This window comes from Bradyrhizobium retamae (genome assembly GCF_001440415.1).
Classification (GTDB): domain Bacteria; phylum Pseudomonadota; class Alphaproteobacteria; order Rhizobiales; family Xanthobacteraceae; genus Bradyrhizobium; species Bradyrhizobium retamae.
In genome coordinates this window covers 25,842-38,440 of record NZ_LLYA01000046.1, presented here as the reverse complement: position 1 = coordinate 38,440, position 12,599 = coordinate 25,842, and the positions used below count along the sequence as shown (strand labels likewise).

Genomic DNA, 12,599 nt, shown 5'->3' with positions numbered 1-12,599 from the left:
GATTTCATGCCGGTGTTGTCATCGAGCCACATCTGTGCACTCAAACGGGCTTTTCGGCCATTTCCTGGAAACCGCAAAAGCGATTGTTGGTCTAACTCTAGCGGCGTTGCTTTTTCGACTTTAGCGATGCCGCCGGCGCCCGTGCGTTGGCATCGAGCGATGTTGATGCCACTGGCGTCTCACCCTTGGCCCCTTCGCGTCCGATTTCGCGTCGCGGCCAGGCAAAATCGTCGGCTCGACCGGCCGGCGCCGACAAAGGCTCCCCTGTGATCAAGACCCGCGCCGCTTGCGCATCCATAGTCACAGGCCGCGCCCCCGGACCGCCGAGCAATTGATTCGTGCCGACAGAGGGGGCCGTCAAGGGAACGATCGGTCCGGCGAGCGGACGCGGCGCCGGCTGATCCGGCTGCGCACTGGCGTCGGGCGTGGCCGGCTCAGTGGGCAGTACAACCGGCGCGGAACGCGCAGCAAGCAGGCGGTTGATTTCGCGCTCGGCATAATGCGCGAGCTTGAGCGCGCCGGCCTTGGTGAAGTACACGCCGTCGGAAGAGCGCAGCCGGCGGGTCTGTCCTTCGAAATCGGGGCCGTGCTGCAAGAAGCGGCCGGTTTCATCGACAAATCCGTCCCAGACATCGACATAGGTTATGCCGGCCTTGCCAGCCGCATCGCGGTAGAGCGTATTCAGAAACGCCGTGTCGGCGGTCGACCTGGGGCCACGTACCGCCGGCAGACCCACCCACAGCACTGGCACACCCTTTGACTTGAGTACGCCGATCATCTCCTCGATCTTTGCCATGTAGAGTTCGACCCAGCGTTTTTCGCGAAACTCATGGATGTGGTTCGGCGAGCGCGCGCTCCTCTCCGGTTCAATGACCGCCCGCGCGCCACTGTTTTCGGCGGCATCGTCCGGCGGCAATTCGGGATCCGGCACCTTGGCTGCGCCATCGGGCTTCGCCCCGGGGTTTGCGCCCGAAGCCTTGCCATCAGGTTTGGCCTTGGCGTCCTTCTTGTCCCCGGCCTTATTGTCGGATTTGTCGACCGCCGGCTCGCGGATTGCGACGCGGTCATCGAGGCCCAGCATGACGACAATGGCGTCCGCTTTTTCGGTGGCGAGAATGCCTTTGGCAGCGGCGGCCCAATCGGCTGGATCACCCTTCGGCTGATACTTGATCAGGCCGGAGACCGTCTTGTGCTTGCGGATCACACCCATCTCAGGCTGATCGGCATAGACGTTCTCAAGCCCATAGGCGAGCCAGTCCGCCATGGCGTCACCGAGCACAAGAATGTGGCGCTCCGGTACACCGTTGCGCTTCTCGGGCGGCGGCGCCTTTGAAAAATCCTCGCGCACCGGCGGAGGCGCTTGCCGCCCGCTCCAACGGGGCTGCGGCGCGTGCTCCTGGTACGGTTGGTACGATGGCGGCGCAAACGTGTCGTTACCATACCAGCCGCCACCGCGTTCGTTACCAAACCAGCCGCCGCCGCGTTGCGGATGTGGCCGCTGCTGGTATCCGCCGAAATTAAAGAACTGTGCAGAGGTTGGTCCGGCCATGCCGAGCAACATCCCCACCACGACGGCCAGCGCAATCAGCCAACCACGCTCGGTAAAGATGCGTTGCCTTTTTGGTTCCCTTGGCATGCTTCTGGACCGCACACACGCAGAACCTGCCTTGGCTAGACTAGCACAAAGGCCCTGTGGCGGGTCTCAGTTTACCGTGAAACGGTGCGGAACATGCAAGCAACGGCCCATGTCCGTGCTGCGCACGCTGAACCGTCCCATAACAATACACCAATCCGCTACCGTCACTGCGGCGATTTCAGCTCGATGCCATAGCGAGCATAAATCCGCGCGATGCTGCCGTCGGCCAGCAACGCTTCGATCGCCGCATCGACACGCTGTTGCAGCTTGTCGTCGGGGCGGAGCAGCCCCGCCGCAATGTTCCAGTTCAAATCAGAATCGTTGTCGAACGCCGGAATCAGGCGCAAGGGCTTGTCGGAATGCTGCAGATTGAACCAGCCGACCGTCATCGGCGTGACGGCAGCCGCCTCGATCTCGCGATTGGCCAATGCTGCGAGGATATCGTCCTCGTATACGAACGGGGAGGTGGCGGCGCCACCCTTGGCGAGCGTCATGGAGACCAGCGAGCCGACCTGTACTCCGACGCGCTGATCGGAACCGAGACTTGCCAGCGACGACGCCGGCGAATCGCTGCGCACCGCGAGCACGACGCCGCTGCGATGATAAGGACGCGAAACCCGCACACCGCCTGGGGGCTCCGTATCCTTGCGCGCGATGACGTCGAGCACGAGGTCGCAATCGGCGCGCCGATACTGGATCGCACTGACCACCCACTCTCTCGTGAGCTTGACACCGAGTTGCTCGGCAATCTTCTCGCCGAGTTCGATCTGAAATCCCGGTACGGGTCCGAACTTGCTTGCAAACGGCAGCGCGTTGGGGCTGGCGCAGAGCGTCAACGCGCCGCGCTCGATCACCGATTCCAGCGAGCGGGCGTGCGCCGATGCGTTCCAGAGCATCAGCAGCGACAGGCTTGCCGCGTAGCGGGCGAGGCGACCTCGCGATTTCCAAGACGCGGAAAACGCTCTAGTCATCAAGCCCTCGAATGTAGGCCAGGAGTGCGCCGATCTGGGCGTCACTGAACACATCACCATACGCGGGCATGGAACCCGTCTTGCCCTTCTTGATACGCTCGATCATGAATTCGTCGCTGCGTTCGGACTTCGACAGCTTCGGACCACGGCCGGCATGGCGGCCGCCATCCTGGTGACAAAAGCCGCAGTTGCTCGAGAACATTTTTCGGCCATCGAGGTCGTTCGGCGAGGCTTCACCTTGCGCCGGCGGGCTCGCAGAGCCCGCTGGGTTGGACTGTTGGGCAAACGAGACGGTCGACAGCCATGGCCAGATGATGGCCAGGGAGGCAACAGTTACAAGCGGTATTCGCATTCCAGCATCCGTATTAGCCGGGGGCGGCAGGGAGAGATCAACCCTGCCGCCCGCGCTATTCTCATTGTCTGAGCGCGAAGACCACCAGGGCTCCGGTATTCTTCGACATACTCTTGAAGGGCTCGCCATAGAGCGCGACAAACTCGTCGGCCACCAGGCTGCCCCAGCCCGCTGGAACGGCGATGTACTGCTTGCCACCGGCCATGTAGCTGATGATGCCAGCGTTATGCCCCATGCCGTTATTGCGCGACCAGAGCTCTTCGCCAGTGTCCGCATTGTAGGCGTGCACGACGCCTTCGGCGTCCGGCACGAATACCAGGTTGCCGGCGGTGGCGAGAACGCTGGCGAGCGGCGGATACTTGTAGTTGACCTCCCACTTCTTGGCGCCGGTGACCGGATCGCGGGCGCTAAGATGGCCGCGGGCCGGTCCGTCTGGAGGCGGGATAAACTTGAACGTAGCGCCGAGGTTGAGCTGGGCCATCGGCTCCAGGACCGGCGTGGTCTTCTCGACCGTCAGCTCCATGCACCACTCCTGCCCGATCCGGTAGAAGAGCCCGTTCTTGGGGCTATAGGCGCCGGAGTTCCAGCTAATGCCGCCGGCGATGGCCGGGCACAATGGCGGGTCCACCTTGCCTTCTGTGAGATCGCGGCGACCGATCAGTTCGCCGGTCTTCGGATCGATGCTCTTGACGAAGTTGATGTTCTTGACCAGGGGCCAGACGTTCTCGATCTTGGCGTTGGAACGATCATAGACGAAGATGTATCCGCTCTTGTTGGCGTGCACGACGAGCTTCTTGCCGCCACGCTCGATCATGACGAACTCTCCCACGGAAGAGTCGAAGTCCCACGCATCGTGCGGCAGCTCCTGATGGTAGAATTTGAGCTTGCCGGTATCGGGATCGAGCGCGATGACCGATGTCGTGTAGAGATTCTCGCCCGGCCGCGGTCCGCTCTTTTTCCAGTCCGGGCCTCCCCAGTCGTAGAGCGGCGCCGGGTTGGCAGTGCCCCACCACACCGTATTGCTTTCCGGATCATAGGTTCCCGGCATCCAGCCGCCACCGCCGCCGGTCCGCCAGGAGTCGCCACCCCAGGTCTTCATGGCCTCTTCAGTACCGGCCACCGTCAAGAATTCCCATTTCTTCGCTCCGGTTTTGCCTTCCACGCCGAAGATCGGTCCGCGATGGGGCCATTCGCCGCCCTGGGCGCCGATGATTACCTTGTCCTTCACGACCAGCGGCGCGCCGGTGAAGCCGACCGTCATCTTCTTGGAATCCAGGAGCTTCGTGTCCCATACCGGCTTGCCGGTCTTCAGATCGAGCGCGATCAGGCGCCCATCGACCGTGCCGACGTAGAGATTGCCGTGTCCGATGGCGATGCCGCGATTGTAGGGCGAGTGCGTCTGCTTGGAGACCAGATCCTCGTCGAGCTCCGGTGTGTAGGACCAAATTGTCTTACCGGTCGCGCCGTCCAGCGCCCAGATACGGCTGTAGGAGCCCGAATAGTACAGCACGCCGTCAAGGGCCAGCGGCGTTGACTGAATGCCGCGTGTGGCGCGCTCCGGAAAATGCATCCAGGCAACTTCAAGATTCTTGACGTTGCCGGTATTGATCTGGTCGAGGCCGCTGTAATGGTAGGACTTGTAGGTGCCGTGATAGGTCGGCCAGTCGTTCTGGGCCGCCTCGGCGTTCAGGGCCGCCTCTTGAGGCTGCGTCGGCGCTTGAGCGCGCGTCGGCGAGACAGTGACCAGGGCAGCCACCGCCACCGCGGCGCAGCCGACGGCATATCGTTCATGGAAAGTCATCTGTGTCCTCCCTTTGTGGTTCGTTTGTTGGGCCGAATTTCTCGCGACCCTTGCAGGGGATGTTCTGGTGTCAGAGCCTCATGGGTCAGGAGTTCGAGATAGATGGCATGGACCGGCTGAACTACCGTCGAGAGGAGACGGCAGCACGTCTTGTCGCCTGCGTGAGAAGTTGTTTTCGAGAAGGCCGCCATTCAGCGCAGGGCGGCACAGGCCGTTATCGTCAGGATTTGCCTGCCCCGTATTGCGCCCGGCGATGTCGGTGCAGTGCACCATGACACGTCCCTCGATACACGCCCATTAGTTGACTGGATTGTTGTTTTTTTGTGGAGCGCCGTCGGCAGTGGCAACCGTGAGCTGAAGTCCCGGTTCACGCGGTCGCCACGCACGGAAGCGCCGTCGGCTCCGCTATCCGCGGATTGTCGCATTGGCCTTCTCGGCGGCATTGGTCATCGCAATCTTTGCCGGTCTTGCTCCGGTCACCACTTCATTCACGCCGATCATGAACGCGTCCAGGATAGGTCTCGAGAGCGAATGGAAAAGGATCGCCTTGGCGCGGTCGACATCGGCATTCTGCAAGTTGGTCAGCGCGGCCTCCGCGGCTTGGGCGCCGAATGCCTTCTTGAACTCTTCGCTCGACCAGGCCGACACGCGTGTCGTCGCCAGCCCTGCTGCGGCGGTCCGCAGCGAAGTCGGCTTGCTTGTCGCCCACAGCAGAAACAAAAAAGCCGCCCGCTTGTGTCGTGATCTGGAATTGATGCACGCCTGCCAGTGCGACATAAAGGGCACGGACGGGCGACCGGCGACATGTGGAAAGGCGGCGAACACAGTCCGCCCGGCAACTTGGCTTTTGGCTGGATTGGAGATGTCGGTGGCGAAGTTGCTGCTGTCGATCGCGATCGCCGTCTTGCGCTGCAGGAAATCGTCCAGCACGTGGTACCATTCATAGCCGCTCACACTGCTAGGCCCGGCTTGACTGAGCAATCTACCGTACATCTCGACGGCCGCGATGGCTTCCGGGCTCGCGAAAGCGGCCTTGTTGTCCTTGACCATGTCTCCGCCATAGGAGAACACGAAGCTCATGGCCGGCACGGACGAATTGCCGCCGGCTTGCGCCCGCATCGCGATCCCGGACATCTCACTGGTCTTGGCCGCGTTGGCGGTGGCGAGCAGCTCATCGAAAGTCTGGGGGACGCGCAGATTCCTGGCTGCCATCGCGTCGCCGTTGATGAACAAGGTCACGGCCTCGGAAGTGATCGGGCAGGCGTAGCGTTCGCCGTCCCGCCACAACGGAAAGGCTCGGGCTGTCTGGAGAAGATCGTTCTCGTCATACCAGCCGAGATCGGTCAGCGATCTGTCGGAATAATAGGCGTTCAGCGGCTCGAGCCATCCTTTTGAGATGCCCTGGCCATAGGCCGTAAACATGAAGACGTCGGGTGTGCTGCTGCCGCGGGCGAGCTGGATCGGCAGCGCGCCCATGTACGCGGTCTCCAATCGGAAGTCGGTAACGACGCTGATACCGGTGAGCTTGGTGAAATCCCACAAAAGCGGTGTGATCGCGTTTGACCAGGGATGGATCGCGCCTGCGAGCGTAATCGTTTGCCCGCCAAATTGCCTCCAATCTATCGCAGCGTGCGCATAGACACCGGCGACATCCTCTGCGAAACCCCACCGTGGCAGGATGGCGACGGCCGGCAGGGCGACGCCCGCTGCGCCCAGTCCCTTGACGAAGCTGCGCCGGCTGGCCGACCCTGGACGGCCCGGAAGCTTTTCACCCTGCACCATTTCATTTGGAGCCATCTGGTTGCTCCTGGTGGGGAGTGGCCTTCACAACAGCCGAGCGACCCCACCCGTGACGTTCTGGCCCTTGCGAGGGGAACTGACGGGCTTCTAAGCCGGTGCAATCTGCAGGGTTGGAGCGCGCCGGTTCCTATCTAAACTACGCAGACCGCGGCTGTATTTCTACTATACTGGCAATACTCTTCGTCGGCATCAGAAAAGAGCCGGCTCACGCGGGCATCGAAGACTTAAGGCCAATGTCAGTCCCTCTGACCCAGTCCTTTCGGTGGTTTGCTCGTCCGCTGACGCTGGTGGTCGTCGCGGTGGTTCTGGCTGTCGTGGTCTCGACCGGATTTTTCGGCCTTCGATATTGGCAGGAGCGACAGGCGGCAAGTCTTGCACACGAGCGCAGCCGTCAGGTGCTCGACACGCTGGATCGGCTGCGAGCGGTCATCGCCGACGTGGAGGCCCAAAGACGCGAGTATCTGCTGACTCTCGACCCCTCATATCTCAAGGCTTACGGCGTCTCCGACGAAAGCGTACGGCGAGACACGCAGGCGCTCCAGGCTCTGGTCGCGAACGATCCATTGCAGAACCATCGTGCCGGACATCTGGCGCTGACAGTTGCAGCAAAGCTGCGTGAGATCGATGACATCGTCAAGACGGCCGGCATCTCCGGGCTGGCGGCGCTGACCATGATCCGCAGCCTGGACGAGATAAGATCGCAAATCGACCAGATGGTGGACCACGAGCGTCTCCTGCTCGTGGATCAGGAGAAGCGCGCCGAGGCACTCGAACAACGCAAAGCCAGGCTGATCGCGACCGCCATCGTCATTGTCGCAGCACTGGCAGTGGTAGGGTTGGCGCTTGCACGGCTCGAAGCGATAAGGCGGCGTAAGGCGATCGCGGAGAACATCGCGCTTCACGGCGACCTCCTGGCGCGCGACAAGAAGATCCGGCGCCTGGTCGACGCCAACATCGTTGGCATCATCATTTGGGATCTCGAAGGCCGCATTCTCGAAGCCAACGACGCGTTTCTCCGTATGTTGGGTTATAACCGGGATGATCTTGCCTCGGGTTGCCTGAGCCGGACTGACCTCACGCCGGTGGAATGGCACGACCGCGATTCACGCACGGTGGCGGAGTTGAAGCGGAAGGGGACCGTCCAGCCATTCGAGAAGGAGTATTTTCGAAAGGACGGCAGTCGTGTGCCCGTGCTGCTCGGCGGGGTGATGTTCGAACAAAGCCCAGATCAAGGTGTTAGTTTTGTCCTCGATCTGACCGAGCGCAAGCGGGCGGAAGAGGCGCTGCGGCAGAGCGAGGAACGCTTTCGCACCCTCGTGCAGTTCTCCTTCGACGTGTACTGGGAGACTGATGCGCAACATCGCTTCACACACCAGGAGTTCGCGGACAGCCTTGCCGAGGCGCCGGCGCCGGGCTCCGAGATCGGCAAGACCCGTTGGGAAGTGCCTTACCTGGAGCCGGATGAAGAGGCCTGGCGCAAGCACCGGGAGACGCTCGATGCCCACCTGCCGTTTCGCGATTTTGAGCTTGCGCGAGCTGGTCCCGACGGCAGCAAGCGTTACGTGTCCGTCTCCGGGCTGCCGGTGTTTGACAAGACGGGGCGCTTCGTCGGCTACCGCGGCGTCGGGCGGCACATCACCGAACGCAGGCGGGCCGAAGAAGCCTTGCGCGCCATGCAGGCGGAGCTCGCGCACACCAATCGCGTCACCACGATGGGTCAATTGACGGCCTCGATTGCACATGAGGTCAACCAGCCGATCGCGGCGACGGTTACCAATGCCGGGGCCGCCCTGCGCTGGCTCAGCGCTCAACCTCCCAATCTCGGCGAGGTTGGGGATTCCCTTCGTCGTATCGTCGAGGACGGCAAGCGCGCCGGCAACGTCATCGACGGGATCCGGGCTCTCATCAACAAGGTGCCGCCGCGGAACGATCGGTTCGACCTCAATGAAGCCATCCTCGAAATGGTCGCGCTGACCCGGAGCGAAATGCTCAAGCATGGAATCTTGCTGCAGACCGGCCTCGCGCCGGGCTTGCCTATGGTGAAAGGCGATCGCACTCAACTGCAGCAGGTGATTCTGAACCTGATCCTTAATGCCATTGAAGCCATGGACGACATCGACGAGCGGACACGCGAGCTACGGATCAACAGCGAGACGGAGGCCGCGGGCGGCGTACTCGTCACGGTTCGCGATTCCGGCCCGGGCCTGGCCCCGGCGGATGTCGAGCGCGTGTTCCAGGCCTTCTATACGACGAAGGCCAAGGGCATGGGCATGGGCCTCGCGATCTGCCGGTCGATGGTCGAGGCTCATAGGGGACGGATGTGGGCGAGCGCGAACGAACCTCGGGGCGCCGTGTTTCAATTTTCGCTGCCGCTGGAACAAGACGAGAGCGTTCAAGCCCGGCAGATCCGGTCCAATCCGGCCGCGTGAGGTTGCAAGTTGCGAGAAGCAAAAGTGAACCGTTCGCGGCTGGAGCAAGTGTCCCTGCGCTATGCTCGGAAAGGCCGCAGTGAGGCAAACGCGGACATGTGCGCGTCCGAGACATTGCTCTCGATCTCGAGTAGCTGCAGAATGGCGCGTCAGAACAGGTCTACGGGAGAGATATCATGATCTCACGTCGTCTTGTCATCCGACTGCTTGGGGCCGCAGTCATAGCTTTCGCGCTCAGCCCCATCCCTGCGGTGCTGGCTTTTTCGCCCGAGGCGCGCAACGCCAAGCTCGATGAAACCCTTCGGGGATTGGTCGAAGGCCGCAGCACTCCGGGTATCGTGGTGCTGATCCTCCAAGACGGCCGCCCGGTCTACAGCCGCAGCGTCGGCGTTCGCGAGGTCGGGGGTACCGCGCCGATCGGCGCAAACGACATGTTCCGAATTGCCTCAATGACGAAGGCTGTCACCTCAGTGGCGGCGATGATCCTCATTGAGCAGGGCAAGATTGGCCTGGATGATCCGGTTAGCCGCTTCCTCCCCGAGTTCACCAAGCTTCGGGTGCGAGGGCCCGACGGCGCCGAGGGGCCGGCCAACAGGCCCCCGACAATTCGCGAACTGCTCACCCATACCGCCGGGCTATCGTATAACTTCATCAATAATCCCCGGCTTGTGGATGCATATCGCGACGCGCGCGTGACCGACGGGCTAGATCAGCCCGAAGTAACCACCGCTGAAGCAATGCAGCGTCTCGCCTCCGTTCCGCTTGGCTATCAGCCTGGTACGGGCTGGGAATACTCGCTTGCGACGGACGTGCTCGGCGCCGTCATCGAGAAGGTGACGGGAAACAGCCTGGAATCCTTTGTCACCGAGCGCATTGCAAAGCCCTTGCGCATCGAGAGCTTTGTGTTCAACGCACCTGAGACCGTTCGCTCACGCTTCGTGCAGGTGACGCGACCCGCACAGGTCACGGGCGCACTCGGCACAGGCTACGTTCCCGTGATGGGACCTGAGGCCGTGCCGTTCCCACCCACCAAGGGCACTGCCAGCCTCGACCCGAACCGCGCCTTCTCTCCGACTGCGTACAATTCCGGCGGCGCCGGCATGAGTGCTACTGTCGGTGACTACGTGCGGTTCTTGCAGATGCTGCTGAACGAGGGCGAGCTTGACGGCGTGCGGGTGCTCCGGGCGGAGACGGTCCGGCAGATGACGCAGAACGCGACCGGCAACATGCCGACGATTCGCGGGCCGGGTTGGGGCTTCACGCTGGGCTTTGGGATCCTGACTGATCCTGCCGCAGCCAAGAGCCGTCTTCCGGCCGGTAGCTATGGATGGGGCGGCATCTATGGCACGCAGTTTTGGATCGATCCGACAAACCGCGTCATAGGCGTAGTCATGACCCAGACGGCGATTATTGGCTCCGGTCCAATTTCGAATGCCGTCCGGGAGGCGTTCTATGCGGCCGATTGAAGATTCGATACCAGGTTAGGAATCGGTCGCCACCCGCAAGGCCGGTGACGTTCGATCTGGGTCAAAACGCGACTTCAGGCGGCAACTGAATTACTTCCGCTTGTCGCGCTTAAAGGCGACGTGACAACAGCTAAGCGCTGTTCTTCGTGCGCCCCAGATCTTAATCGCGCTTGCTCCGCCGAGCCGACCTCGCAGTTCTCAAGGAGAGTCAGGAATTGCCAAAGATTACCGTGGCGCTCGGCAGAGATTATCCGTCCTGCCCGTAGCTCAACCATGCGGGACTGAACGGAAGCCAGCAGATATGCCCATTATTTCGATTTTGGACACCGGAAGGAGCTCATTTTGGATTGAACAAATCGGGCTACTGGTCTTGAATATTCTTCCAATTTGCTCGCCAAGGGAGGTAAAACCACTGCAATGCTTCAGGGAAAAAATCCTTGACCCTGAACGTAACCGCAATGAGAACACGAGTGAGGGGAAGTGGATGCGGCATTTTAGTCTGGCGGGCTTTCTGTTCGCCTTCTGGCTCGTGCTCTCCGGACACTATACGCTAATGCTCGTGGTGGCCGGCGGGGCGAGCGCGGTGCTTTGCGTGCTCGCCATGATCCGTATCCGCGTGGCCGATGCGGAGGCGCATCCGATCGAGCTGTTGTGGGGCGCAGTCACCTATTTTCCGTGGTTGCTTCGCGAGATCGCCAAGTCGGCATGGGCCGTCACCAAGATTATCCTGCATCCAAGCCTTCCAATTTCGCCCACGATGACAGTTGTTCGGGCCAGCCAAAGGACGAGCGCCGGCGTGGCAACCTATGCCAATTCGATCACGCTCACGCCCGGCACGATCACCGTCGGCGTGAACGGCAACGAACTCGTGGTCCATGCCTTGGTCAACGAGGGTGCGCTCGATCTCGAAGGTGGCGCGATGGACCGCCGCGTCAGCCAGTTCGAGGGCGCCGCCTGATGTTCGCTGCCGCCGCTGCCGCCATTCTGGTTGCCATTGCGCTTGCGATCACGCGCGCCATCAAGGGACCCACCGTGTTCGACCGCGTGCTTGCAGGCAACGCCGTCGGTAATCTTGCGATTGTGCTGCTCGCCGTCGTCGGCTTCCTGACGGAGCGTCCCGAGTTCCTCGACGTTGGACTGACTTATGGCCTGCTCAATCTCATAGGCACGCTCGCGGTGCTGAAATTCTTCCGCCATGGAGATCTCGCTTACGGAGCCGAGGAGGAGCGGACATCATGACGGCCGCCGTTGAGATTGCGAGTTGGGTTCTCATCCTCCTCGGTTCGTTCTTCACCCTCGTAGGTGCTTTCGGGCTCGTCCGCATGCCGGAAGTCTTCACCCGCATGCACGCGGCCAGCGTCATCGACACGCTCGGTGTCGGCGTTCTGATCCTCGGCATGTGCTTGCAGGCCGGCCTGGGCCTGGTGACGTTGAAGCTCGTGTTTCTTCTGGCGCTGTTCTTCTTCACCGGCCCGGTGGTGACGCATGCGCTCGCCCAGGCATGCCTGCATCAGGGAATCAATCCGCATCTGGCAGAAGACCGCCGCAGCATCGCTCGCCAGCAGTCTGCCGAATCGGATGGGAGGCAGCCATAGAATTGCTGATCAACACGGTGCTCATGACGCTGCTTGCGGTGGTGACGATCGCCATCGTGCGCCAGCGTAGCCTGTTCGGTGTCGTCATTCTCGCGAGCGTCTACAGCTTTCTGATGGCGAGTGTGCTGGTCGTGCTCGACGCTGTGGACGTGGCAATGACCGAGGCGTCGGTCGGGGCCGGTATATCCACAGTGCTGCTGCTGGCGACTTTGCATTTGATCAAGACGACCGAGATCCGCTCGGTCCGGCCCCATCTCATGCCCTTGGTTATTTCGGTCGGCACCGGCGCGATTCTCGTCTGGGGTACGCTCGTCCTGCCGCCGTTCGGTACCCCCGATGCGGTAATCCATCAGCACGTTGCGGCGCGCTATGTCGCGGATACGATCAAGGACACCGGTGTTCCGAACGTCGTGACGTCGGTTCTGGCCGACTACCGCAGCTACGATACGCTCGGCGAGACGACGGTCATCTTCACCGCAGGCATCGGGGTCATGCTGCTGCTGCACAGGGCACGCCGGCGAGGTCGCTCCAATGACGGGGAGACGTAGC

Annotated in this window: 11 protein-coding genes; 6 read left to right on the top strand and 5 right to left on the bottom strand. The window is 61.9% G+C overall.

Annotation, left to right across the window (positions count from 1 at the left end; genetic code table 11):
- Window positions 1-97: 97 nt before the first annotated feature.
- The 5 genes from CQ13_RS07610 to CQ13_RS07590 all read right to left on the bottom strand — a co-directional run bounded on the left by CQ13_RS07610 (window position 98) and on the right by CQ13_RS07590 (window position 6,557).
- Window positions 98-1,636: an SGNH/GDSL hydrolase family protein gene (locus tag CQ13_RS07610; protein WP_057842383.1), complete on the bottom strand. Its 1,539-nt coding sequence runs from the start codon at window positions 1,634-1,636 to the stop codon at window positions 98-100.
- Between the two features lie 164 nt (window positions 1,637-1,800).
- A complete protein-coding gene (locus tag CQ13_RS07605; RefSeq protein ID WP_057842382.1) occupies window positions 1,801-2,607 on the bottom strand; it encodes a substrate-binding periplasmic protein in 807 nt (268 codons plus the stop codon).
- Entirely contained in the window at window positions 2,600-2,959 is a 360-nt protein-coding gene (locus tag CQ13_RS42655) for a c-type cytochrome (protein ID WP_057842381.1), read from the bottom strand. The genes CQ13_RS07605 and CQ13_RS42655 overlap by 8 nt, the downstream gene beginning before the upstream one ends.
- Window positions 2,960-3,020: 61 nt before the next feature.
- Complete coding sequence (locus CQ13_RS07595; RefSeq protein WP_057842380.1) at window positions 3,021-4,760, bottom strand: pyrroloquinoline quinone-dependent dehydrogenase; 1,740 nt, start codon at window positions 4,758-4,760, stop codon at window positions 3,021-3,023.
- Between the two features lie 405 nt (window positions 4,761-5,165).
- Entirely contained in the window at window positions 5,166-6,557 is a 1,392-nt protein-coding gene (locus tag CQ13_RS07590) for an ABC transporter substrate-binding protein (protein WP_156433563.1), read from the bottom strand.
- A 236-nt stretch (window positions 6,558-6,793) separates the two neighbouring features.
- Here CQ13_RS07590 and CQ13_RS07585 point away from each other — a divergent pair, with 236 nt between their 5' ends.
- From CQ13_RS07585 to CQ13_RS07560, 6 genes are all read left to right on the top strand, one after another.
- On the top strand, window positions 6,794-8,989 hold the full coding sequence (locus CQ13_RS07585) for a PAS domain S-box protein (protein WP_082637362.1): 2,196 nt from the start codon (window positions 6,794-6,796) through the stop codon (window positions 8,987-8,989).
- Window positions 8,990-9,165: 176 nt separating this feature from the next.
- Window positions 9,166-10,455: a serine hydrolase domain-containing protein gene (locus tag CQ13_RS07580; protein ID WP_057842377.1), complete on the top strand. Its 1,290-nt coding sequence runs from the start codon at window positions 9,166-9,168 to the stop codon at window positions 10,453-10,455.
- A 301-nt stretch (window positions 10,456-10,756) separates the two neighbouring features.
- Window positions 10,757-11,413, top strand: coding sequence for a Na+/H+ antiporter subunit E (locus tag CQ13_RS07575; RefSeq protein WP_082637361.1), 657 nt, complete (start codon window positions 10,757-10,759; stop codon window positions 11,411-11,413).
- Complete coding sequence (locus tag CQ13_RS07570; protein ID WP_057842375.1) at window positions 11,413-11,694, top strand: MrpF/PhaF family protein; 282 nt, start codon at window positions 11,413-11,415, stop codon at window positions 11,692-11,694. The genes CQ13_RS07575 and CQ13_RS07570 overlap by 1 nt, the downstream gene beginning before the upstream one ends.
- The gene (mnhG, locus tag CQ13_RS07565; RefSeq protein ID WP_057842374.1) at window positions 11,691-12,050 is read left to right on the top strand and encodes a monovalent cation/H(+) antiporter subunit G; all 360 of its coding nucleotides are present in this window, start codon (window positions 11,691-11,693) and stop codon (window positions 12,048-12,050) included. Before CQ13_RS07570 ends, mnhG begins: the two co-directional genes overlap by 4 nt.
- A gap of 2 nt (window positions 12,051-12,052) precedes the next feature.
- Entirely contained in the window at window positions 12,053-12,598 is a 546-nt protein-coding gene (locus tag CQ13_RS07560) for a DUF4040 domain-containing protein (protein ID WP_245309074.1), read from the top strand.
- Window position 12,599: the final 1 nt, after the last annotated feature.

Excerpts from the sequence above, each read along its gene's own strand:
- CQ13_RS07610 (WP_057842383.1), bottom strand. The coding sequence starts at position 1,636 with ATGCCAAGGGAACCAAAAAGGCAACGCATCTTTACCGAGCGTGGTTGG.
- CQ13_RS07605 (WP_057842382.1), bottom strand. The coding sequence starts at position 2,607 with ATGACTAGAGCGTTTTCCGCGTCTTGGAAATCGCGAGGTCGCCTCGCC.
- CQ13_RS42655 (WP_057842381.1), bottom strand. The coding sequence starts at position 2,959 with ATGCGAATACCGCTTGTAACTGTTGCCTCCCTGGCCATCATCTGGCCA.
- CQ13_RS07595 (WP_057842380.1), bottom strand. The coding sequence starts at position 4,760 with ATGACTTTCCATGAACGATATGCCGTCGGCTGCGCCGCGGTGGCGGTG.
- CQ13_RS07590 (WP_156433563.1), bottom strand. The coding sequence starts at position 6,557 with ATGGCTCCAAATGAAATGGTGCAGGGTGAAAAGCTTCCGGGCCGTCCA.
- CQ13_RS07585 (WP_082637362.1), top strand. The coding sequence starts at position 6,794 with ATGTCAGTCCCTCTGACCCAGTCCTTTCGGTGGTTTGCTCGTCCGCTG.
- CQ13_RS07580 (WP_057842377.1), top strand. The coding sequence starts at position 9,166 with ATGATCTCACGTCGTCTTGTCATCCGACTGCTTGGGGCCGCAGTCATA.
- CQ13_RS07575 (WP_082637361.1), top strand. The coding sequence starts at position 10,757 with ATGCCCATTATTTCGATTTTGGACACCGGAAGGAGCTCATTTTGGATT.
- CQ13_RS07570 (WP_057842375.1), top strand. The coding sequence starts at position 11,413 with ATGTTCGCTGCCGCCGCTGCCGCCATTCTGGTTGCCATTGCGCTTGCG.
- mnhG (WP_057842374.1), top strand. The coding sequence starts at position 11,691 with ATGACGGCCGCCGTTGAGATTGCGAGTTGGGTTCTCATCCTCCTCGGT.